The following is a 22,404-nucleotide window of genomic DNA, read 5'->3' as shown; positions in this document are numbered from 1 at the left end:
GCCTTAACAACCTATCTTAGAAAAGTTAGAAAACCTCGGCGAAGCCTTGTTGGATTTTGAGGCGATCGCCGATTTATAAGTGTGGTTGAGGGAAGTCAGTTAGGACAGTGAGAACAGTTGGGACAGTACGAGTCTCTATAAAGCTATTGCTCTAACTGTTGCTACTTGCTACCTAACAGCAACTCTGGCAAGGCTTTTAAAATAAGCTGGTCAGTCAAAGGTCCGCGTGTCACACTGCTCCAAAGATAAACCTCATCTACTTTGAAAACCGTAGTTTTTCTTCTTTGGGTTCGAGATGTTTCTTGACCCAAAGGCGATCCCTGACAGCAATCGGATTGGTATTGATTCGATTTGGGAAATTAATTACTGCATCAATCAATTACCGCCTTTTTGGTTATACTTATGTACCCAAGACATTACCGTTTCAGGGTTGTCGTTCCTAATCGAGCCAGACATTTGGCGATCGCTAGGAAGCTTAATGAGAACTAACATAGTTCTATTATTTACTTATTTATTTAGTTGTTTGACAAATAGCGCGTGTTCAGGGGAATTTAAACCCTCTTGCAATACCACTAGCACCTGTGCCATATTCCCTGCTAGTAATGCTGAGGTTGCTAACCATAACCCTGGAAATACTTCACTCCGTATAATTCCCCTGTCATCAGCTAATAGCGATTCATACACTCCTTTTCGCAGTATAAACCAGTCCAGCTTTTGCTCTAAAACTTGCCATACGATATATTCCTTCACTCCATTTCGGCGATAGACGGTTTTCTTATCGTATAAGTCATAGGAAGCACTACTGGCAGCAACTTCTGCTATGAGTTCTGGAGAACCTTCGATATAGCCATCACTACTCAATCGAGTTTGTCCCCCCGCATCTGGTTCGATTAGCAGCACCGCATCAGGCTGAGGTTCATTATCCAAATCGAGTCTAACGGTTGGGGCATCGCTCAAGTCAACACCAAAAGTTAGCGCCTGATAGACTCCTAACCAGGTCATTACGCGACTGTGGGGTTTTCCATGCTGTTCGTGTCGTAGGGGAGATGCCACGTAAACTATTCCCTCTATTAGTTCGGCTTTTAAATGGGGCATGGCATGATAACGACGCTCGAACTCATAGCGCGTTAAGCGATCGCCACTCTCTAGAGGTGGTAGTTGCTTATTGACTCGCGGTCGTTTTTGCCGAACCATACTTAAATTTTTAGTATTGCCAATATCATAACTCTAGCAAATTATAAATTGAGAAGCGATCGCCAACGAGGAGAAAGCCAGAGAAATGGAAAAAATGGTTACATCAAATTATTCCGTTTAAGAGTCAAAAAAATCCGTTTAGGAGTCAAATTTAGTCCAGCTTTTCGATAGTCTTGTTTAGGGTAGTTTTCCGTTGGTTAAACTACGAGATCGAGAATTGTTAGCTTTAAAGCGTTTAGGGTTATAGCAATGCGTAATCTAGTTAGGGCAATTTGAAAATTGCTATCTGCTGATTCCTGTTTCCCAACTCCTAGTTCCGAAATTTCCACCAGCTAATGTATTTATGGAAATTCCTCTCAAGCAATATGGCAATCTTCTAGCGGATTATTTAAAACCGCAACGAGGACGGGTAATTAAATTGGCGATCGCTCTACTTAGCAGCATTGCTCTCCAAATACTCAATCCACAACTTTTGGGATATTTTATCGATACGGCTGTGGCTGGTGGCGCGACTAAAACCCTGGTTACTATTGCCTTAGTATTTATCGGCGTGGCGATGTTGACTCAAGTTCTGGCAATTTTGACTACTTATCTGAGTGAAACTGTAGCGTGGACGGCAACCAATGCTCTCTGTGTTGACTTGGCAGAACACTGTTTAAAGCTAGATCTTTCCCATCATCAAGCACGCACCTCTGGAGAATGGGTCGAACGCATCGATGGCGATGTGGTTTCTCTTTCTCGCTTTTTTTCCCAACTGGTAATTCAGGTTTTAGGTAACGGAATTTTATTGGTTGGCATTTTAATTATACTTTGGGTGGAAGATTGGCGGGCTGGTTTGAGTTTGTCTGTCTTTTCTAGCTTGGCACTCGCAATTTTACTAAGGGTGCAAAGATTTGCTGTTCTCCCCTGGACTCGCTACCGTCAAAAGAGTGCCGAGTTTTTTGGCTTTATTGGCGAACAAATTGCTGGACGAGAAGATCTCCGCGCTAATGGTGCTGTTAGCTACGTAATGCAGAGATTCTATCAAATTTTACAGAGTTGGTTGTCTCTCTATCATCAGGCTCGTTTTACCAGTACCCTACTTTGGACGGGTAGCGTGGGACTGTTTACTCTGGGTAATGCGATCGCTCTAGCGCTTGCTGCCTATCTCTGGAATCGTCAAGCGATTACCATTGGTACTGCCTATCTTATTTTTCACTACACCAATCTACTCAGCCAACCCATCGAGCGCATTCGTGAAGAACTCGAACAACTTCAGCAAGTTGAAGCTAGTATTCACCGCATTCGCGAGCTATTTCAGTTGCAATCCTCCGAAGCAGGGTGGTTTCGCCAATCGTATCTTAACTATAAAGAACAGATTTCTCTCCCTTCAACGGCACTGTCAGTAAACTTTAAGAACGTCTGGTTTAGTTACGATAGTTCATCAATAACTAGCGATCTACACAAAACAGATAATCAACAAGACTGGACATTAGAAAACATTTCCTTTGACCTACCTCCTAATAAAATACTGGGACTACTAGGACATACTGGCAGTGGAAAAACTACCCTAGCTCGGCTTTTGCTAAGATTCTATAATGTCCCTCGAGGAACGATCCATTTGGGAAATGTGGCGATCGCTCAAACGTCTATATCGGAGTTGCGTCAACGAGTGGGGATAGTAACTCAAGATGTGCAGCTTTTTCAAGCCAGCATTCGTAATAATTTGACTTTTTTTGATTCTACTATTGAGGATGCAGCGATTTTATCAACGCTAGAGTTATTGGGACTTACAAACTGGTGGCGAGCGCTTCCCCAAGGAATAGATACCATTCTCAGTTCCGATAGTAGTGGACTTTCGGCGGGACAAGCTCAACTCCTAGCCTTTGCCCGTGTGTTTCTCAAAAATCCTGGTTTGGTGATTCTGGATGAAGCATCCTCCCGACTCGATCCGACAACGGAAATGTTAATCGAACGTGCCATCGAAATTCTACTCAAACATCGCACTGCGATTATTATTGCCCACCGCCTTAAAACCATACAGCGAGCCGACCAAATTTTGATTTTGGAGCGAGGAAAGATTGTCGAATCTGGTGTGCGTCCGATCCTCGCTCAAAATCCTCACTCGCGATTTTCCAAGCTGCTGAAACAGGATTTAAAAGGCTCATCCCACTAACTTATAGAAACTATTTGAGATCTAAGAGATAGTAGGTAAAATAAACTCGCTCCTCTTGACTGGCTTTCATTGTTTGTGCGATCGCTAATTAAGAGTAAAGTATCGAAATCTGGTCTGGGAACAGTTCCATATACTGGCTCGAATAAATCGAGAACTAGAGAATTTTCCAAGTCCAGTCTGATTAACTCGTTAAAATTATCTTCGGTTAAATTCAAATTGACCCCAAATAAAACCTGGTGCTCTACTGATCCGGTAGCAAATTCACCCTCACTACTGGTTTGTAAAGAATAACTCTCTCCTTCTTGGGGCTGGGTAGCCCAAAATCGCCAATTTTCCAAGTCACTACGGGGGAGATGAAAAACCGTTCGATATTTTCCTGAATATCGTCGCTGCTACGATTTTACGCAGCAAAATTCTACGAGTATTGAGAAAGCGGTGCGACTCAACGGTTGCGGAGCAAGTCGAAGACTCGGTTTCCTCGCTATGGTAACCTGCACCAAGACACACGATAACAGCATTAACGACTAAGGAATCAACTCGACAAAACGATACTGAGTATATAGGTTCGTGCTTACATAGATCGTCTGAGCGCTCTACAAGCTAAATTCCCTCTCAAAAAATTTTCTTGAGAGGGAAGAAGAATAATGTTATAAAAACTAAACTCCACGTTTGAGAGCAATTTCTACTTGTCTGAATTCTTGGTTGAGTCTTTTCTTCAGTTTTTCTGGTAGAGGACGATTGCCATAGGAGCTATAGTAACCAGCAATAGCATTTAAAGCTGTTTGCATAGTAGTGAAAGAACGCAAACCGGAGGTTTTGGAATCACGCCGATATCGAGAAGCATAATCGCTAATTTTTCGGCGTGCATCAAATACTACATCCTTTTTGTTTGGTGCATCCTCTGGCAGCTCGATCGCCGTTCTCAGACTTTCAAGTACGGCTATGGTATCTTGACTGTAATTGCCCGTCAATCCTGAAGGATTAGAACCACAGCCCATTAAGCTAATTACAACTACTAACACTAAAGCTAGTAACCGTGACAAATATTTTTTGGAAAACATAAATTTATTTAGTCTCGATCCCTGGTTCAATTTATCCTATCAAGAAATTGGTACCTTCTCATACTTCTTGAAGAACTAAGCTGCCAAAATAATAGAAGCAATAGCAAAGATTTTTGAGCCAGGAAGATTTGATGACTGGGAGACTAGGAAACTGAGAGATTTTTTCAGAGCAAAGGTGAAAGGGCAATAAAAATTGTCGCAGCTAGAATTAATCTGGGTTGATGCTGGTTACACAGGAGAAAATTTTCCCCAGTGTAGTCAAGCAATTATGTAATGCCGAAGTAAATGTAATCAAGCGCAGTGATTCTGGTTAATTTTTACTTTATAAATAACTTCTGAGAGCTGATGGCACGAAAAAAAAGAGTTTGATAGCTATCAAAAATTTGCTCGATATTTTAGATAACTCTGATGTAGAAGCGGCATCTAAGCGAGTTCCTCTCGGCTCTTTGGACTACGAGATTGAGGGTGATGTCACCTAATTTCCAGCCAACACTAATAAACAATAAAGTGGTAAATATATGAGACGCGATGAATAAAAAAATTCTGTTTTTTTCTGTTTGAGTCTACTCAATTTAACACTAATTCCAAATTTCGATTAACTTTTGCAGGTGTTCTGGTTGGTGAGTTGCCATCAAAGAAAAGCGAATCCGACTTGTCGGAACGGTAGGAGGGCGAATTGCCGGAGCAAATATTCCTACTTGTAATAGCCGAGTTGCTTTGTCTAAGGCTGCTTGTGGAGAAGCTAAACCCAGACAGATAATTGGAGATTTGGAAGGAAATAAATCGGATTGTGGCAGGTGTCGTTGCAGATAATCTCTATAGCGTAACAGTATTTCCCGTCTGTCTGGTTCTCGTCTCACAATTGCGATCGCCGCTAGTGCTGCTGCCGTATCTGCGGGAGAAAGTCCAGTAGTATAGATCCAGCTTGGAGCGCGATTGCGTAAAAAATCGATAAGGTTAGCACTGCCGGCTACATAACCTCCTAAACTTCCCAAGGCTTTACTGAGAGTACCAACTTGAATTAATTCTGTACCTGTTAGGTTAAAGTGTTCGACACAACCCGCCCCAGTTTTACCCAAAACCCCCGTGGCGTGTGCTTCGTCTACTAGCAACATACATTCAAATTCTCGGGCGATCGCCACTAACTCTGGCAAGGGACATAAATCTCCATCCATACTAAATACGCTGTCGGTAACGATCGAACAGCGTCGGTATAAAGCGCGATTGGCTACTAACTTGAGGCGTAAATCGGCAACGTCGCAATGATTGTAGTCTATTAGTGTCGCACCACTGATTTTTGCTCCTGTTTTTAAGCTAGAGTGATTGTAGGCATCGCTCAGAATTAAATCTCTCCCTCCAACTAGTGCCGCGATTGCACCGATATTGGCTGAATAACCAGAACTAAAAACTAATGCATCCTCAGTTTGTTTTAAATCGGCGATCTCTTTTTCTAACTGTCGATGTAATTCTCGGTGTCCGCTAAGTAAGCGGGAACCAGTACTACCAGTACCGTAAGTTCGGGTAGCTTCTATTGCGGCTTGAATTAGTCGCTCGTCTCCCGCTAGACCCAGATAGTCGTTGCTGGCGAAATTAATTACCTCTCGTCCCTCCAGATTTACTAATGCACCGGGGCGACCGTTAATAGTTTTTACAGCACGATACCATTTGGCATGGTGAATAGTTGCCAGAGATTTTTCCAACCAGCTATAAGGGTTTGCACCCATAGGAAAAATATTATCAATGAGTAGTGCCGAACTTAATGGTTTATTATATCGATCTCGAATCAGCCAGAGCAGTCATACTAAATCTAACAGATTTTACTTGAGTAATCGAGCGAAAATTTAAAAACGGTAGTTCCCACGCTATCGGGAACTACCGTCAATTATTCAGTAAATTGAGTACGAGCTTTGTAGCTAGAACTAACGATATCTTGCTGTCAGAACCCAACAAAGAGCAGGAGACATAATCGCTGTAAAGACAGTAACGATAGCTAATACCCAAAGAAGATCGCTGCTTGCTAAATCCATATATTTTCACCTCTAAAGTTGAAATGTCCGAGGTGCGTTCCTTCGAGAAAGCTTCTCTACTTCCGTCTATCTAAGTGTGAATTAGAAAGATGAACGATAAGTCGGTTGTTTGTATATTTTTATTATGACGGTTGGTTTATTGGTTATGCAAGTACGGTTTTGCCACCAAAGCTTTTACTGCTAGACGAAAGGTAGGATAATGTACAGGGGTGAGCATGACTAATCAAAACCTATGGCAGAAGATACTAAATTTTACAGTTGGCGAAATTTTCGCGCTGGCTACAAAGTCTTTAGTGGCGATCGCACTCTAACAACTACACCTGCTTTACTGCTAATTCATCCCATAGGTGTGGGACTGTCGGGAATCTTTTGGGAACGCTTTATCGAAGCTTGGCTAGCTAAAAATCCCAACTCAGTGATATATAATCCCGACTTACTCGGCTGCGGTATTAGCGAAATGCCTTCAGTGGCTTATTATCCTCTTGATTGGGCGGAGCAACTCAAATATTTTTTAGCAACAGTCGTCAAACAGCCAGTAATGTTGATAGTTCAAGGAGCCTCGTTACCAATCGCGATAAAGTTAGTCCAAAATCCTCCCCAACCCAATTGGATCGAGGCATTGGTTCTATCTGGTCCTCCAGCTTGGCGTACTATAACCCAAGCTGGCAACCCCCTGCGACAAAAATTGTTGTGGAATCTTTTATTTGATTCTCCAATAGGTTTGGGTAATTTATTCTATCGTTATGCCAGTCGCCGCAAGTTTATCGAGTCTTTTTCGGAGCGTCAACTATTTGCCGATGCCCAAAAAGTCGATCGCCATTGGTTAGATGAGTTAACTCAAGAGGCAAAAAATGCTCGGAGTCGCTATGCTGTGTTTTCATTTTTAGCGGGATTTTGGCGAGAAGACTATACTACTGCGATTTCAGCGATCGCCCAACCTACTCTAGTAGTTTTTGGCAAGCAGGCATCGAGTATTAGTTCTGAAGGTAAAACCGAAACGCCACCAGAACGAATGGACCAGTACATCAAGCATCTGCCACAGGGTCAAAGCCGCCTAATTTCTGGGCGTAACGTGCTTCCTTACGAGTCTACTTCAGAATTCGTCAGTGTGGTTTCGGATTTCTTTGATAAATTGAAATCTGCTAGTTAACGTTTCTAATCAAAGTTGCTCTATAAAAAAATTCAAACAAAGAAGTATAGGCACCAATTGCCATAAATACATAAATAAATTATGAACAAAGAAGTAGCATTTTTAGGATTGGGATTGATGGGAGGAGCGATGGCAGCTAATTTGGCGCGTCATGGCTACCAGGTTAAGACTTGGAATCGAACCAGCGGTAGCCCGGGAGTAAAAGTAGCTGCAGCAGGGAGGGCGATCGTAGTCGATTCTTTACCAGAAGCAGTTACAACAGCCGAAATTGTCTTTTCCTGCGTTGGAGATGTTCCTGATGTTGAAGAGGTGTTATTGGGAGATCGAGGAGTCGTACGGTTTGCCCAAACTGGAACTTTGGTAGTAGACATGAGTACCATCGGTAGCGAAGCCGCTAAGGGAATTGGGGCCGAATTACAGCAACGACAGCTGAGATTTATGGATGCACCCGTTTCGGGTGGTGATACGGGAGCGCAGCAAGGTACGCTGACGATTATGGTTGGAGGTTCTGAAGCTGATTTCCAAGAATGTCTGCCTTATTTTGAAGCCATGGGCAAAAATATTACTCTTTGCGGCGATATCGGTAGCGGACAGGCAGTTAAAATGTGCAATCAAATTCTCTGCGCCGTCTACATGGTAGGTATCTGTGAAGCAATGCAGTTGGCTAAACAACAGGGTATCGATCCTAACTTAATTGTCGATGTCTGCGGTACGGGAGCGGCTGGTTCCTGGGCTCTATCTAATTTAGGAGAAAAAATCATCGCTGGAGATTACGCTCCTGGTTTTGCCATCAAACATATTCTCAAAGATTTACGACTAGTCCAAGAAATCAATCGATCTTTAGGCGATCGCGATCTTCCTGGGACAGAGTTAGCCGAGCGCCTGTTTAAAATAGTCAAAGATCTGGATAATGGACAGGGTGGCGAACAGGGAACTCAGGCAATGATTCGTGCTTATTTGAGCGAATAATAAAAATTGAGCTGGTGTCCATTAAAGAATTATCAATACCTTCGCCAAAAAAAGTCCAGAGAACGTACCCCCTGTCAAGAGATTTTTAGCAGCAGAGAGTAATTTTTACTATAGTCCCAGATGAAGACTCTGAGGGAGCAGCTTGAGCTTCTAGCACAGGTCGAATCACCTGTTCGATGCGTAAGGGATAGGATGGTCTTGGTTCGAGACCCACCAGGGATAGGGCAAAGAACGCCAATCCTTTAACGGGACGCTGTGCCAAACTCGAAAAAAACCAATCTACCCTATAGGTCTTATGACCTGATTTGGTCGTAACCACTTCATCTCCTGCGATCGCCTACTTTTCCTGAGGACAAAAACAATGGGTGCGAAAAAACACCCACATTAAGGTCGGCCAGTTCTGGGGACTGTAGAAACATCTTTGAATGGTTTGATAACTCCCTCCTTTTCCCGCCCATCGGGCTATCCCCAGCATTGTTACCCGACCACTCATCCCTAACACTAACATTGCTTGAATAATGCAACCGAGATGCTTCTGGCTGGTGTTGTTGAGTTCAAAACTCAGACAGCTTAGGAGTGTTAGAATTTCTGCCATGGGCTTTGCGGAACTTCGTTTAGGAGTAAACCTAGTTTCCTACAAAAGCCCTGTTGACTTCACACCAAAATTTGGCTCCTCATTTGGCGAAGGTATTGACTCATACAGCGATTTAGCTTTAATCTCTTATCAAACAGCATCGTCGATCGCACCTTCTCAGACAGTGAGACTTCAGGCTCAACTCAATCAATTGAAGTTATTAATCGAGCAAGAAAAATGGCAAGAAGCAAATAGTTTATCCGACGCTCATAAATAGAATCTGGGAGGTTCATTAGTTGTAGTATGCGACGCTGTAGGTCATTGAGAGGTGTAATTTCACAGGTGCCATCACGATAATGATAGAGCGTAATGTCCTCAAAGGCTTTCACCAGTTGCTCAGCAGTGGGTCGCTGGGTTTGGCGTTTGGGGTTACCGGCATAGAGACCAGCGATTTCTTGCTCCTCGGTCTGGAGTTGCCGTCTGTCCTGAAACTCAATGAGTGGAAAAAATCTCAAGGCAATGGTGAGCAGAAACATCAAGCCAGTGATACGCTCTTCATTGCTCAGGTAAATGGGTAAGGCAGGGAGTTGTCCCCGTTTAAAGTGATGAAATCCGTTTTCGAGCTGCCACTGGTCTCGGTAATAGGCAACTGCTTGAGATCGACTCAGTTGCTCAACACTCATGTTGGTGACGTAAATGCGCCAACCAGCAAGTTGCTCAGCCTCATCGAACGCCTCTGCTTGGCGTTCAAATGTGAGCTGGAATTGGGTTTTAGACCGTTTACGTGAAGGGTCTTTGCCACTCGGACGTCCACGCGCCCTACATAGATAAGTCACCGTTTGCGCATCGATTTGAGTGGCAAAGTAAGCACTGACCCGATAGCGTTTGAGAATAGCCTGCATCTTGTTTTTGAGCTGATAGTGGTCTGGGGCAGGGTCGAGAGTGCCCAATAGTTGAGGATATTGGCGCAAGTTAGGACGATAGTCTTTACTATGCTATGTCCCAAGCGCAGTAAGCTGGTAAGCTGGTTGCTTCATCAGCCTCATCAATCTGTTGAGAGACGCTAAAACTGCTGGTATCGCAACGGGCTACCTCGGTCGGTAACTCATAAGCCGTAATCATCGTCTGCCCGAGCTGTTGCTCGATTTGTACTCTTGATGCAGATGAAGCACCTATTACCTCTATTACCGAAGCCAAGCGGTCGTCGGTGGCATCTTTGGTATCTATCTATGGTCCACCCTGTCGCTAGTGCTAGGGTATGTCGGTGCTGAGTTACCCAAGATTCTAATGTACATAGACGATGGTCTGATTGAGTCATGATGTAGCTCAGTAACAGCACACTCAGTTGTCCATAACTCAACCCTCGGCGATTTCCGTGTGGTGATGGCAGGGCTGCATCTAGAATGTCGGACAGGTTCAACTGGAGTAACCAGTATAATTACAGGAATCTCGTCACTGCGTTCTGAGGTGGTGCGTGGCTGGGGTGAGGACATAGTTACTGGATGGCTTCATGTGATGATTTTCCTCAAACCTAATGCCAACAAAAGACTCAGGTTAAATTCTCATGGGCTAAACAATGCGCTCACCTTGGACAAATATTTATTCTACACTCTGACCAAAAATCAGCGAACTGGCAGTCATATCGGTGCTATTTGGAATTTTATACATTTCTACAATGCTTCATTACATCTTTAGCACTACCCTATGTATCTCTATCTCTATGTCATATTCATTCTAATTCGCAGCAATAAGCTAGTAACTGAGTTTCGAGTTTTTGATATTGTATAACTAAATGTAAAAAGTCTTCGAAGTAAGAGATGGCAAATGTCTCAGATTCAGAGGGATGTTTATTGAGATAGACTTTTAAGCAGGCTACTCTAAATTCTTGTTCTAAGCTTAGACTACTGTCAACAAATGCGGGCTTAGGAATTGTGGTGATTTCAAGGCTTCCTTGCTGAAGTTTTTCTAAATTATTTTTTAGCTTTCGGTATTGGCAGAAAAGAATAAGATAATCTTCGAAGTAACTAATGGCTAAGTCGCTAGCTTCTTCGGGATACTCTTGAAGAAAAAGCCTGAGTTCCTGAACTTCGCTCTCAATCGTTGATAATTTTTGATTCATTTGAATGTAAATAAAAATACGTTGAATTGACTGAAAAATTGATTTTGTTTTTTTGAATCAGTTTAATACAGGCTGCTATTCAAAAAACAATGGCTATTTAAATACAAGTTGAAGATAGTAGTCTGCAAACTGAGTAAAAGTCATCTAATTCGTTTGTTCTAGTACTCGCTTATTTAAGTTTAGTTTAATAGGATTTCATTAGAAGTTTACTAGGACTTTCTTTGTTTATTTAAGATTAGTTGCTCGATTCTGTCTATTGAAAAAATCTACAATTTGTCAGTCTTTTCAAGCAAACTTTTATATTGAGAATGGTAGACATTCTTTTTTTTGCTTCTATATTCCCCTTAAAACCAGGGTAAACGCACGAAAGAAAAAAATTAAAATAAGCTAGAATTAGCTAGGATTTGCAGAAGGAAGTTATTATCTAATCCAGCTTGATAAGGCTTCATCTTGAGACTAGCTTTGGAAGTATCTTGTCGCAGTAAGTTGAGAGCCAGTCTGCTCAAAATAGTCATATTTCTAGGAGCGTTATCTTTACGAAGGCGACAACCATCTTCGGCAAACAGCACATCCAGACACCAGTGTAGTTGATTCTCGATTCCCCAGTGAGTTCTAATTGAAGTGGAAAAATGCTCGAATTCTGGCTCTTTAGAACTCAGAAAAAATCTGCGGCTCGAAGTCTGTTGATTCGAGAGACTACGATTACTTTCTTCAATCACCAGTGTTCGCAGTCCGGCCCACTGCTTGATTCTCTTCGGAGAAAATACTTGCTTGACTGGTACTTGCCAAAATGTGCGTCGCTCAAGGCGGTGATGTCCCGCTTCACAAGTGGTTTCTCTGACCACTGCTCAGGAAGTGTCTTCTTGCTGTTGATATTTCTCAAACCAATCTTGAGCCTCATTAGCTAGAGAAGGATGATTAGATTTCAGTGTCAACATGTAATCTGCTCCTGCCCCCTGAATCTGTTTGGCAATAGCTGTTTGGGTTCCCATAGCATCAATTGTGATGATTGCTCCTGTCAAATCTAACTGTTCGAGCCACACGGCAATAGCCGCGATCTCATTGGATTTCTGCTCTAGCGCTACTTGACCGAGAACTAATCGATGACTACTCGACCAAGCACTCACCATCTCTAAAGATTGGAGCGAACTTTCTCTGTGATAAGAGCCTTTGAGAGTTTTGCCATCTATGGCTACTACTTCTAAACCCAACGAATCGATCATCTGTTTGACCCCTGCCTGGAAGTTTGGTTCCAGCATTTCTGGGTCGAGTCGGCCAATAACACGAGCAAATGTATCGTGAGAAGGAATTCCATTTGGTAGTTCTCAAAAGGTTTCTAACCAAGTCTGTTTGGCTTTGCCATAGGTTTCAATTCCCACCCAGCCATCTGCACCGCAGATTACCGCTAGTAAAGATATCGCGATGATGTCTACAAGTTTATGGGCTGTTTTTCCTGTTACTCTCGTATCTGTAAGAGCTCCCAAGCATTGCTCTATCGACTCTTTTAATGATTCGCTGCTCAGTGTAGATGACATTTTGCTTAAATGTCTTTATTTTCGCATTTTTTATCTCTCTGGTTTCATGCGATTACCCTGTTATCCCAAACGTCACTCGAGCTTCAAATAGTCGTCTATCTCTGCTCTCGAACTTAGCTTTTTTTTAGGGTAAGATTTAACCCAATTACGCTAGAAATAAGCTCTTAAACCAAGCAGAAAAGAAAAAAATGTTTTATTGCATACTAATTTTCTGGCACTTACCACTTATAAAAAGCCGAGCGAAATATATTTTCGAAGTCGAAAATAATCCCAATTTTTTAGGGTGTTTTTTGAGAGTTACTCTAAAAATGCGCTTCATAAACAAAATGCAAAAGAAAAACTAAAAAATTAAAATGTAGATTTTTTCCACAGACATAATTAAGTTTTTCATTTTCAATAGACTAAGTGAAGTTCTAGTGAACTGCATTCAAACAAAATAGTTTTGAACGAAAAAAGCTCTAGTGAATAAATTAAATTATTTTTTAGAACTAATTGAAACTGAACGCTTAAATAAACTTGTCATGGAAAAACTTAACTCACTTACAACAAATTTACCAGCAATGGTAAAATCTTTACTTCAAGAAGGTAACGGCTCACTTTTAGCAGAAGATCTTACTAATCCAAATTCGGAATTGATTGGTGCTCTCGATGGGCTTCCAGAACTTTCTACTTTACCAGCTAACCCAGTAGAGCTCGCTCAAAGCTTCATTGCCTTAGAGTTATTCGGGCTCATCCTTGGCACTCCTGCCAGCGATGGGTTTGTCGTCGGTTTTCCTAATAAAAATGACATTCTTTTAGCTCGTCAAGGAAGCGATGTATTATTAGCTGTCGATCCCAGTGCGCCTAATCCTGGGCGAGGAGAAATCGATACTCTTGCCGGAGATCTAGATCTATTTGAGCTTTTTCCTTTACCTGGTAGACCGCCATTAGAAGAAAACCCCAGACGTTGGACAGATAGATTTATTTTAGGCGACGAAGGACAGGCTTACTATCTTGGTTCTGGAGCAGACGATTACGCCTCAATTATAGATTTCGACCCAGAGCTAGATACTATTCAACTCTTCGGACGACCTGGATTCTATCAATTAACCGAATCTTCTGGTAATACCCATATATATAAAAAGCGAAAAGACAGACAACCCGACTTGATTGCCTCGTTGTCTGACACCTCTGGTTTGAGTCTTAGGGAAGACTACTTTCAGTATGTGATTGATAACTCTTCCCAAGACCCAGTGTTAGAAGAGATCGAGCAGGTGGGTACTCCTGGTGTTGACTTTGCTGTTGGTGCTGCCACCGATAATTCTGACGGCGTTTATCTGACGGGGGTATCAGCAGATTCGTTTTGGGTAGCTAAGTATGACAATGAGGGCAACCAGCAGTGGCTCGAGCAGTCTCCATCTACGGGCAATTTAGATACCGATAACTCCGGTAATGTATATGTAGGAGGTGGATTGGGCGACGTAAACCTCGCCAAGTACGATAGTCAGGGCAAGCAGCTATGGACTCAATCCTTAGGAACTTTTACCCTAGATAATTCCTTTAACCTCGACGTTGATGACTCTGGTAACGTCTATCTGACAGGATACACACTTGGTGACTTAGGTGGAGAAAATGCCAGTGAATTGACGGCTAATTCTGTGCCTCTAGTTTCTACCGATTCTTGGTTGGCTAAGTATGATAGTGAAGGCAATCAACAGTGGCTCAAACAGTTTGGCTCCGGTGATTTTGATGAAGCTTTTGGTATCGCCACTGACAGCGATGGCAACGCCTATACTAGCGGCTGGACTTTGGGCGATCTAGAAGGCGCTAATGCCGGATTATATGATGTTTGGGTGGCTAAACACGATGCTGAGGGCAACCAACAGTGGATCGAGCAATTTGGTACCACCGATTACGATTGGTCTTGGGATGCTGCTATTGATGATAGTGAGAATGTTTATCTTACTGGCTGGACTTTAGGCGATTTGGCAGGAGCTAATGCTGGCTCTTATGATGGTTGGGTAGCTAAGTATGACCCAGAGGGCAACCAGCAGTGGCTGAAACAGTTTGGGACTGACGGCGATGATGTCGCCCGAAGTATAGATTTTGATGATTCTGGTAATTTTTATCTGACGGGATATACCGATCGCGATATAGGAGGAGCTAATGCTGGCTCTTATGATACCTGGGTAGCTAAATATGACCCCGATGGCAATCGACTATGGCAACAACAGTTTGGAACTTCTGAGATTGACAATCCTTTTGACCTTACAGTTAATAGCGACGGACAGATTTTTGTTACTGGATTTACCGAAGGTTCTTTAGGTGCAAGCAATTTTGGCTCCTATGATGCTTGGATAGCTGAACTGTCTTCTGCCGATGGTAGCTTGCTCGATTTCAGTCAAAACGACACCGAATTAAATTTTGGTAGTAATGCATTGTAATGGTAATCTAAAAGTCGAAACATTTTAGGAATTATAGCCGAGCTAATGAACTGCCCCAAATGCCAATCAGCTCGAATCATCAAATACGGTTCTACCCATTACGGTAAACCAAGATTCCGCGGTCAAGAATGTGGACGACAATTTGTCGAGAATGCTAGCCGTCAACCGATTGAGGAGGCAACTCGCCAGTTGATTGACAAGCTGCTACTCGAACGCCTATCGTTGGCAGCGATCGCCAGAGTCTCAGGTGTTGCTCAACGTTGGTTACAAATGTACGTCAATCAGAAATTTTATCAAATCCCTAGGACTGTTAACGTTACCCAAAAAAAAGAGGTAGGCTGACGATTCAATTAGACGAGATGTGGTCATTTCTGGGTTCCAAGAAGAACAAGCAATGGATCTGGTTGGCTATTGATGCCGAGAGCCGCGAAATTGTCGGGGTATTTGTTGGCGAGCGCTCTCGGCAGTCAGCGCCGCCGCTTTGGCAATCTTTGGGGGTGATTTATCCTCAGTGTGCGGTCTGTTACACCGACTTTTGGGAGGCTTACGAACAGGTGCTACCAAGTAAGCCTCATCGGGCTGTTGGTAAAAACACAGGTAAAACCAATTACGTTGAGCGATTTAACAATACCTTGCGGCAACGAGTGGGTCCCTTAGTTCGCAAGACCTTATCCTTCTCGAAAAAGTTGAGCAATCACATCGGCGCAATCTGGTACTTCGTTCATCATTACAATAGTCTTCTTCGAGCTTAACCATTACTCCTAAGAAACAAAATCAGTCACAGAGGGGGAGACGGACTGAGGAGTCAAATCAAAGCCGAGAGAGTGAGATTTTTTGGTCAGGTTTTGAACGAGTCGCTCTTGATATTTTTGTTCGTAATAATCAACTCCTGGATCGACATAAGCCTCACCTCTGGTCCAAAGATAATAGAAAAGCCGTGCTATTGTCTTGGTGCGCGTTCCCATGCTGGGGAAACCCCAGGGGGGTCGCACCGCTTTATGTGCTGTAGCTGTAAGTGCTTGAGGAGTACCCAAACGGGTTCGCAGACGACGAGAGAATGCACCCAAAGCAGAACGACTATCGGTACTTAAACAAAAATCAAGCCCAAACAAAGCCCAAACTAGCTTTATAAGCTACGAATACGTCGCGATTTTGGTTCAACCATTGGACAAAACGATAAGATATACCTGTACGAAAAGCTTCTAATGCTTCAGGAAATGTCTCCAAAGGTTTGTTCGCCCAACGTCTTCTTAAACCTCCAGTAAGCTTATGCCAAAGGATAAAAGTATAGGCACAAAAAACTAGAATAAAATGTCTTTCCAAACTCTTCTTATCTCTAACTTGATACTCTTTTAATCCTAACCATCCCTTGGCTTCTCGATAGAAAACTTCTATCCAGTTTCTCTGAGCATAAGTTTGAACTATCCATTGCTCGGTTACTATTTCTCCCTCAACATTTGTGAGTAAGTAGTCAATATCTTCAGCATCTTCAAAGATTGGTGCACTCATGACGATAGCTATTTTTCTGATTCCTTCTAGCCTTGATATTTCTGCTTCTATTATTGCTACCCAGACGGTTCTAGGTTTTTCACCCTGGATTTGAATCTCCTTAAATTCCTCATCAGATAACCATTGAGCATATTCATCTACTCTGATTTTTTCTAATTGATTTGATGGAGTTTTAACCAAAATATTACGATTTTTAGCGATTCCTCCTATATACTTTAATTTCTTTTTTTCCAGTTCGAGTAAAACAGTTGTGTTGTTACCATAGGACGAATCTATTAATACTAGTCCTGGTCGATATCCCCTCTTCAAACTTTTATCGATTAATTCTAAGGCTAAGGTGGGTTTTTTCTTGAATTCTCTGTCTTTCTTTCCTTCGGGCAACGAATTACCATGTTGATATAGTTCTATGTCTAAAGGTAAGCTTTTTTGGCCATCATATAGATGAGTTGTTACTACAACATTGCCATTATCTGTTTTCCCAATTTCCCCAATATATTGACGACCTACTGCTGCGGTAAAGTTACCACTTTTTCTATGCCCAGAGTCATCAACAATTAGACTAAATCCCTTACTGATTCTCGTTTGATTACACTTGTTCATCACTTCTAAGCGACGTTCATTTATCTTGTTCGCTGACCAAGTTGCTTCAGTTAAGAAATGGTGTAATTTGTGGTATGTGACCTCTACTGCGTCTTTAGCCATTTGAGATACATTTTTTCGCTCACTTTCCCCTAATAATCCTCCTAAATAATGTCTGAATTCCCTTTTTTGCGCTTTAGTTCTCAGTAAATCATCAAACTTTTGACACCATCTATCGAAACAGGGAGGCATGGCTGCGGGAGTAGTTTCTTTCATAAAGTAAGTGCGATCGGGCTTTAGAATAATGTTAAAGTTAATCAGCAAAGGTATTCTATCTTATTTTGTCTGTTTAAATTGTTTAAGTACCGCTATTTTTGAGAGCTTGAGCTGCCATTCGGAAGGCATTAGCTGCTCGATTAACGACACAACGAGTCTGAGAACTTTTAATCTTACCTCCAGTTATACGAGAAGCAGGACATAAACCCAACCAAGAACAAAAATGTTTGACAGAAGCAAAGCGAGTCGGGTCAAGCCCAACTTCAGAAAGAATTGTCTGTACCGTCAAAACCCCAAGCCCATCAATTCGAGTGAAATCAACACCACTAATACGATAGAGATGAGTTGTCAAGTCAAAATTAGGTTGATTCCCTTGAGGTTTATGGCGTCGATTTTTAGCGGGAAGAATGGGTGAAGTTTCGACATCAATTTGATTAGCAAACTAAGCTAGACATTGCTCAATTTTTCGGTCGCATTCAGCGATCGCTTTTTGATAGACTTCATAAAGTTGTAATTCCTGTTGCAGCACAAAAATGTGTTCGACACGGTAATCTCCAGTTAAGGCTTGAGCTATCTCTGAGACACTACTCTTGATGCGGGGATTTTTCAAAGCAGTAAGACTTGGGGGTTTCTTTCTCCAGCCACAATAGCACGAATAATTGCTATGCCAGTGATGCCAGTAATATCACTAATCACCCGATGCAGTTGCAGATTCATTTGCCTAAGAGCTTTCTGCATTCGTTGAACGTGAGTACTGGCACTTTTAATTAGCCTATCTCGTTGACGAATATAACTACGCAGAACGCAGATTTGGTCATCGGGTCGAAATGAACCAGATAACAGACCATAACTGTGTAATTGCTGTAACCATTGACAGTCAAGTACATCACTGTTACGTCCAGGGACGGTTTTGACATGATGGGCATTGACTAACTTGACTTCCAAACCTTGAGTTTCCAGAATTTGCAATAGAGGAATCCAGTACACTCCCGTTGATTCCATTGCTACTGTCTTGACTTGGCACTCTTTTAACCAATTGGCTAAAGCATACAAATCACTAGTAATTCTCCTAAACGGGATAGCCCAATTGTGGCTTCACCAATTTCATTCCCTTAAACATCTAGAACCACGCTTCTGTGCGGGCGCAATCGCACCAATGAGGGTTCGGTCTTAACTGTCAGGCGACCACCATTAATATTAAGGGGTTTTCTCCTCTGTGACTGATTTTGTTTCTTTTATTCATTATGAGCAATCGCCGCTCATGGAACGCTTCTGTCAGACTCCGAAAACTAGAGCAATTTCTAAGTTCTGTGACCATTATCTACTATCTATGCGCTCGCGGAGTTGTTTCTGAATAGAAATTTTTTTAGGCGGGCGGATGACGAAAATTTGACTACAAATGGCTCAATGAATTGATATTGTTTCCCTTGAAAACCTTTTCCTAATATGAAATATCGGAAAGTGACATAAGAGGGATAAATAGTTTTTTAGAAGAAATGCTTAGTTGCTGTTATTCTGCTCAAACAGCAATTAAGTTTTTTTAGGCGTTATTATTTTTGGGCGCGACTGCAGCATCTTTTTTCCCATGATAAAGATGGCATTTGAGCACCGCAGCTTCAATTAATGCATCGGCAATTTCTTCAATCTCCAAGGCATACTCAATATCGTTCCGGGGATTGAAGAATTGGCACATCAATTTGATTACTCTCGCTCGAGCTTCTATATAGTCTAAATTATCCTGTCTGCTCTTTTCCTCGATAACTTTTTTAATTCTTGGCATTCGTGGTTAGAGTATGTAGGTCATAGAAATATTACCTTATTCGAAATGGTTAAATCTCTCCGTGTATCTACGGAAATTAGCTAAGTAAGTAATAACAACAATACCTTCGCCAAAAAAAGACCAGAGAACGTACCCCCTGTCAAGAGATTTTTAGCACCAGAGAGTAATTTTTACTATTTTTGGAGTTGATTCAGGTGAAATATCAGTAACAGGAACCGAGTGAATCGCTCCGAGGTTAGCCACCTGATTCTTGATGCGAGAGATTAAAATAGGCTCTAGTTGTTGCCGAAGTAATTTAATGACCTCGTCAACATATTTGAAGGCTCTATAGCAAGCCTTCAAGTCCAAGATACTAAACTGTGGATGGCGAGCTCCTCGAAAGTCACGTAAGAGCTGACCGGAGAGATTGATCGTGAAGAAGGCTAGATTCACGGCATTAGTTATGGCGGTTTGGGAGATATATTCATAAAATCCTCCAACCCCCAGAATTGTTTGGCGTCACGGAAATCAAATTCAATTTGGAACCTCAAAGAGTAGAGGTCACAGTTCACGAGAAAGGTTGACCTGCGTTTTATCCTTGTTCTTGGAGCCTGTGGGACGACCTCGCTTGCCCTTAGTCCCCGATGAAGACTCTGAGGGAGCAGCTTGAGCTTCTGGCACGGGTCGAATCACCTGTTCGATGCGTAAGGGATAGGATGGTCTTGGTTCGAGGCCCACCAGGGATAGGGCAAAGAACGCCAATCCTTTAACGGGACGCTGTGCCAAACTCGAAAAAAACCAATCTACCCTCGTTTACCTCGGAACTTACCACTGTCTTTGCTTAAAGGAGCTACACCAACTAGATAAGAAATTGATTTATGGGAAATTTTGCCTAGTTCTGGTAAAGAAGAAATTAAAGTCACAGCCACTACTTCACCAATTCCAGGCAGGCTAGTTAACATTTGCATTTTTTGTTGCCAGTTTTCATCTAAAGCGATCGCGGAGTGAATTTGCGATTCAATCTCTTTGAGTTGTTGCTCTAACCATTGAAGATGTGAGTCAATACTCGCTCTTACCGAATTAGTTTTGCCTCGGCGACGATTTTTTTCTGCGGTAATCATGTCGCTAAGTTGACGGCGACGGGCAACTAAATCTTCTAGTTGGCGAGAAGATTCATCACTCATCTGTCTGACTTCAAGAACAATCGCATCGGCAAAGTGAGCTAACACTTCGGCATCGATCGCGTCTGTCTTAGCTAACTTTCCTGTTGCTTTGGCAAAAGCTCTAAGGACACGGGTGCTGAGGCAAACTCAGCACCCGTGTCCTTAGAGCTTGACGAGATTTAATCACTGCCACCGCTAATCCTACTTGAGTTAGTTTGATTACTGCATCGATTTCCATTCCCCCCGTTGCTTCCAATACGATTAACTCTGGTTGAATATTTTTCAGGGTTTGAACTAGGTTGCTAATTCCTACTTCATCATTTGTTACTTGAAATATACTTTTTCTAAAGTATCAGGATTTGAGATCCTAAATTCAAGATACAAGACAAATTAAACTTGACATTTAAGACAATCGCTTTTCCCTTTCCCCTGACTTCTGCAAGAAGTCTAGTATACTTGTTAGAGTTGTGAATGACATTATGAAGCAAGAACGGATCGAAAAGTTTGAGTTTCGATCGCTCTAAACAATTGGGAAATAATCTTTACAAGATTAAGCGATCGCCCGGTAATCTCTGTCAGTGGTCTACTGAGGGCAGACCTTAGCCTTATCAGCGTCGCCAAACACAGCCACCTTCTTCATGTACCTTATTTTCCTATTTATTTAGCTAAATATTGAGTTTCCAACAAAAAAGCTCCCTTGGCGAAACGCACTCCCCAGTAACCACCGGGACGGCGATCGATAATAGTTCCCTCATCGCCAATTTGCAACAGGTTGGCAGAACGCAACACGGGCATCGGTTCTGCTGTCTTTAGATAAGGCGGTAACGCAATTAGTCTGACGCGATCGCCTACTGCTATTTCTCGCTCTTTCATCGGTAAAAAATTTGCTCGTGTGAACTATCATAGCGAACCATCACGAGCGAGGGAATCTTTCTGTTTTGAGAACCCTCTGCCAAAAGACGTACGGGTAATCTCAGAGGTAGCTAGTAAAATGATAAAGTCTAATTAAACAGGAAGGATGAAGCAACAAGGTATAAAAAAACTAGCATTAGCAATTGCCTTTATAGTTACGCTCGTAGTTAGCTTGGGAGTCTCTTCGCTTCCACCAGATCGGGGAACTCTGTTGGCTGCAGCCCATCAAAACGATCTCCCCACACCTACCGCAATCGCCCAAGTGAAACCAAAAGTTGCCGTTAATGCTGAAGGAGTTGATTACGCTACGGCAGATGGTCAAATTGTAACTGGTTATTTTGTCAGCCCTCAAGATCAAGCCGAGCCCTTACCTGGGATTATTGCCATTCATGAATGGTGGGGGTTGAATGAGAATATTAAAGCGATGGCAAGACGTTTGGCAGGAGAAGGTTATCAAGTTTTAGCCGTAGATTTATATGGCGGACGAGTTGCAGAAACTCCCGAGAAAGCCCGCCAGCTTACCCAAATCGTCAGTGAAAATCCCCAAGCTGCTAGAGAAAATATCAAACTAGCCTATCAATATTTAGTCGAACAAAAGCAAGCACCGACAATGGGTTCTATTGGCTGGTGTTTTGGCGGCAGTTGGTCGTTGCAAACTGCCCTGTTATATCCCAAAAAATTAGACGCTGCGGTAATTTACTATGGCGGACAGATTGGCGAGGCGACAGCAGAAGAATTAGCACCTCTGGAAGTACCGATTTTGGGGATATTTGGCGCAGAAGATAGTTCGATTCCCGTGGTTACAGTTGAAGAATTTGAATCGACTTTAGATAGTTTGGGAGTACCTACAGAATTTCACATTTATGAAAATGCCGGTCATGCCTTTGCCAATTCTTCTGGCGATCGCTACGTTCCCGAAGCAGCAGAACGAGCTTGGGAAGAAACTACAGAGTTTTTAGATCGATACTTATCTTAAAAATTAACGAAGAAGGAAGGAGG

22 protein-coding genes, 4 pseudogenes and 1 riboswitch are annotated in these 22,404 nt (G+C 42.4%); of the genes and pseudogenes, 8 read left to right on the top strand and 18 right to left on the bottom strand.

All coding sequences use genetic code 11. The annotated features are described in order from the left end of the window. Positions 1 to 13 precede the first annotated feature (13 nt). Positions 14 to 79 carry a DUF4351 domain-containing protein gene (locus ACLFKQ_RS09115; RefSeq protein ID WP_449000318.1) on the top strand — a complete coding sequence of 22 codons (66 nt, stop codon included), beginning with the start codon at positions 14 to 16 and terminating at the stop codon, positions 77 to 79. A gap of 428 nt (positions 80 to 507) precedes the next feature. Here ACLFKQ_RS09115 and ACLFKQ_RS09110 read toward each other — a convergent pair whose 3' ends face one another. Further along, positions 508 to 1,194 carry a Uma2 family endonuclease gene (locus tag ACLFKQ_RS09110; protein WP_448999529.1) on the bottom strand — a complete coding sequence of 229 codons (687 nt, stop codon included), beginning with the start codon at positions 1,192 to 1,194 and terminating at the stop codon, positions 508 to 510. 197 nt (positions 1,195 to 1,391) lie between these two features. Beyond that, positions 1,392 to 1,523 (bottom strand): hypothetical protein, encoded by a 132-nt coding sequence (locus ACLFKQ_RS09105; protein WP_448999528.1) that lies wholly within the window; start codon positions 1,521 to 1,523, stop codon positions 1,392 to 1,394. Positions 1,524 to 1,537: 14 nt separating this feature from the next. On the opposite strand from ACLFKQ_RS09105, the gene ACLFKQ_RS09100 reads away from it, so the two are divergent. Then, on the top strand, positions 1,538 to 3,349 hold the full coding sequence (locus tag ACLFKQ_RS09100; protein WP_448999527.1) for an ABC transporter ATP-binding protein: 1,812 nt from the start codon (positions 1,538 to 1,540) through the stop codon (positions 3,347 to 3,349). Here the strand turns inward: ACLFKQ_RS09100 and ACLFKQ_RS09095 are convergent. The 3 genes from ACLFKQ_RS09095 to bioF form a co-directional block, all read right to left on the bottom strand. Continuing rightward, positions 3,346 to 3,687: a hypothetical protein gene (locus tag ACLFKQ_RS09095; protein WP_448999526.1), complete on the bottom strand. Its 342-nt coding sequence runs from the start codon at positions 3,685 to 3,687 to the stop codon at positions 3,346 to 3,348. The genes ACLFKQ_RS09100 and ACLFKQ_RS09095 overlap by 4 nt on opposite strands. Positions 3,688 to 4,005: 318 nt before the next feature. Beyond that, entirely contained in the window at positions 4,006 to 4,410 is a 405-nt protein-coding gene (gene psb27 / locus ACLFKQ_RS09090; protein WP_448999525.1) for a photosystem II protein Psb27, read from the bottom strand. Positions 4,411 to 4,988: 578 nt separating this feature from the next. Then, complete coding sequence (gene bioF, locus ACLFKQ_RS09085; protein ID WP_448999524.1) at positions 4,989 to 6,134, bottom strand: 8-amino-7-oxononanoate synthase; 1,146 nt, start codon at positions 6,132 to 6,134, stop codon at positions 4,989 to 4,991. 334 nt (positions 6,135 to 6,468) lie between these two features. Continuing rightward, positions 6,469 to 6,535: riboswitch (Glutamine riboswitch) on the bottom strand. Between the two features lie 134 nt (positions 6,536 to 6,669). Between bioF and ACLFKQ_RS09080 the strand changes: the two genes are divergently transcribed. Together ACLFKQ_RS09080 and ACLFKQ_RS09075 are read left to right on the top strand one after the other, a co-directional pair. Next, on the top strand, positions 6,670 to 7,587 hold the full coding sequence (locus ACLFKQ_RS09080; protein WP_448999523.1) for an alpha/beta fold hydrolase: 918 nt from the start codon (positions 6,670 to 6,672) through the stop codon (positions 7,585 to 7,587). Between the two features lie 81 nt (positions 7,588 to 7,668). Continuing rightward, positions 7,669 to 8,556 (top strand): NAD(P)-dependent oxidoreductase, encoded by an 888-nt coding sequence (locus ACLFKQ_RS09075; protein WP_448999522.1) that lies wholly within the window; start codon positions 7,669 to 7,671, stop codon positions 8,554 to 8,556. Between the two features lie 85 nt (positions 8,557 to 8,641). Here the strand turns inward: ACLFKQ_RS09075 and ACLFKQ_RS09070 are convergent, their stop codons facing one another. From ACLFKQ_RS09070 to ACLFKQ_RS09060, 3 genes and pseudogenes are all read right to left on the bottom strand, one after another. After that, on the bottom strand, positions 8,642 to 8,875 hold the full coding sequence (locus ACLFKQ_RS09070) for a hypothetical protein (protein WP_448999521.1): 234 nt from the start codon (positions 8,873 to 8,875) through the stop codon (positions 8,642 to 8,644). An 18-nt stretch (positions 8,876 to 8,893) separates the two neighbouring features. After that, positions 8,894 to 9,151 (bottom strand): hypothetical protein, encoded by a 258-nt coding sequence (locus ACLFKQ_RS09065; protein ID WP_448999520.1) that lies wholly within the window; start codon positions 9,149 to 9,151, stop codon positions 8,894 to 8,896. A 182-nt stretch (positions 9,152 to 9,333) separates the two neighbouring features. Beyond that, positions 9,334 to 10,529: pseudogene (locus ACLFKQ_RS09060) on the bottom strand (IS1634 family transposase); the annotation flags it as partial. On the opposite strand from ACLFKQ_RS09060, the gene ACLFKQ_RS09055 reads away from it, so the two are divergent. After that, positions 10,514 to 10,825: a hypothetical protein gene (locus ACLFKQ_RS09055; protein WP_449000359.1), complete on the top strand. Its 312-nt coding sequence runs from the start codon at positions 10,514 to 10,516 to the stop codon at positions 10,823 to 10,825. The pseudogene ACLFKQ_RS09060 and the gene ACLFKQ_RS09055 overlap by 16 nt on opposite strands. A 34-nt stretch (positions 10,826 to 10,859) precedes the next feature. Here the strand turns inward: ACLFKQ_RS09055 and ACLFKQ_RS09050 are convergent, their stop codons facing one another. Together ACLFKQ_RS09050 and ACLFKQ_RS09045 are read right to left on the bottom strand one after the other, a co-directional pair. Beyond that, positions 10,860 to 11,249 (bottom strand): hypothetical protein, encoded by a 390-nt coding sequence (locus ACLFKQ_RS09050; RefSeq protein WP_448999519.1) that lies wholly within the window; start codon positions 11,247 to 11,249, stop codon positions 10,860 to 10,862. Positions 11,250 to 11,626: 377 nt separating this feature from the next. Continuing rightward, positions 11,627 to 12,784: pseudogene (locus ACLFKQ_RS09045) on the bottom strand (ISAs1 family transposase). A 560-nt stretch (positions 12,785 to 13,344) separates the two neighbouring features. Here ACLFKQ_RS09045 and ACLFKQ_RS09040 point away from each other — a divergent pair. Together ACLFKQ_RS09040 and ACLFKQ_RS09035 are read left to right on the top strand one after the other, a co-directional pair. After that, on the top strand, positions 13,345 to 15,207 hold the full coding sequence (locus ACLFKQ_RS09040; RefSeq protein WP_448999518.1) for an SBBP repeat-containing protein: 1,863 nt from the start codon (positions 13,345 to 13,347) through the stop codon (positions 15,205 to 15,207). 45 nt (positions 15,208 to 15,252) lie between these two features. Further along, positions 15,253 to 15,959 (top strand): IS1 family transposase gene (locus ACLFKQ_RS09035; RefSeq protein ID WP_448999162.1). Its coding sequence is split into 2 segments (ribosomal slippage): positions 15,253 to 15,526 and positions 15,526 to 15,959, totalling 708 coding nucleotides; the frame shifts between segments, so codons are not numbered across the junction. Between the two features lie 9 nt (positions 15,960 to 15,968). On the opposite strand, the pseudogene ACLFKQ_RS09030 reads toward ACLFKQ_RS09035, so the two are convergent. The 8 genes and pseudogenes from ACLFKQ_RS09030 to sipA form a co-directional block, all read right to left on the bottom strand. Further along, a pseudogene (locus ACLFKQ_RS09030) lies at positions 15,969 to 16,286 on the bottom strand (hypothetical protein); the annotation flags it as partial. 19 nt (positions 16,287 to 16,305) lie between these two features. Beyond that, the gene (locus tag ACLFKQ_RS09025; protein ID WP_448999339.1) at positions 16,306 to 17,571 is read right to left on the bottom strand and encodes an IS701 family transposase; all 1,266 of its coding nucleotides are present in this window, start codon (positions 17,569 to 17,571) and stop codon (positions 16,306 to 16,308) included. An 85-nt stretch (positions 17,572 to 17,656) separates the two neighbouring features. Further along, positions 17,657 to 18,645: pseudogene (locus ACLFKQ_RS09020) on the bottom strand (IS110 family transposase); the annotation flags it as partial. 466 nt (positions 18,646 to 19,111) lie between these two features. Further along, entirely contained in the window at positions 19,112 to 19,351 is a 240-nt protein-coding gene (locus ACLFKQ_RS09015) for a hypothetical protein (RefSeq protein ID WP_448999517.1), read from the bottom strand. Positions 19,352 to 19,891: 540 nt separating this feature from the next. Then, positions 19,892 to 20,116, bottom strand: a complete 225-nt coding sequence (locus tag ACLFKQ_RS09010; protein WP_448999516.1) for a hypothetical protein — start codon at positions 20,114 to 20,116, stop codon at positions 19,892 to 19,894. Positions 20,117 to 20,133: 17 nt separating this feature from the next. Continuing rightward, a complete protein-coding gene (locus ACLFKQ_RS09005; protein WP_449000317.1) occupies positions 20,134 to 20,571 on the bottom strand; it encodes a transposase in 438 nt (145 codons plus the stop codon). Positions 20,572 to 20,614: 43 nt separating this feature from the next. Further along, positions 20,615 to 20,749, bottom strand: coding sequence for a hypothetical protein (locus tag ACLFKQ_RS09000; protein WP_448999515.1), 135 nt, complete (start codon positions 20,747 to 20,749; stop codon positions 20,615 to 20,617). Positions 20,750 to 21,150: 401 nt separating this feature from the next. After that, positions 21,151 to 21,366, bottom strand: coding sequence for a regulatory protein SipA (gene sipA / locus ACLFKQ_RS08995; protein WP_448999514.1), 216 nt, complete (start codon positions 21,364 to 21,366; stop codon positions 21,151 to 21,153). Positions 21,367 to 21,511: 145 nt separating this feature from the next. Between sipA and ACLFKQ_RS08990 the strand changes: the two genes are divergently transcribed. After that, positions 21,512 to 22,381, top strand: coding sequence for a dienelactone hydrolase family protein (locus ACLFKQ_RS08990; RefSeq protein WP_448999513.1), 870 nt, complete (start codon positions 21,512 to 21,514; stop codon positions 22,379 to 22,381). Positions 22,382 to 22,404: the final 23 nt, after the last annotated feature.

The organism is Myxosarcina sp. GI1(2024) (assembly GCF_053543375.1).
The sequence above is the reverse complement of the archived record's forward strand: the minus strand, read 5'-3'. Positions and strand labels throughout refer to the sequence as shown.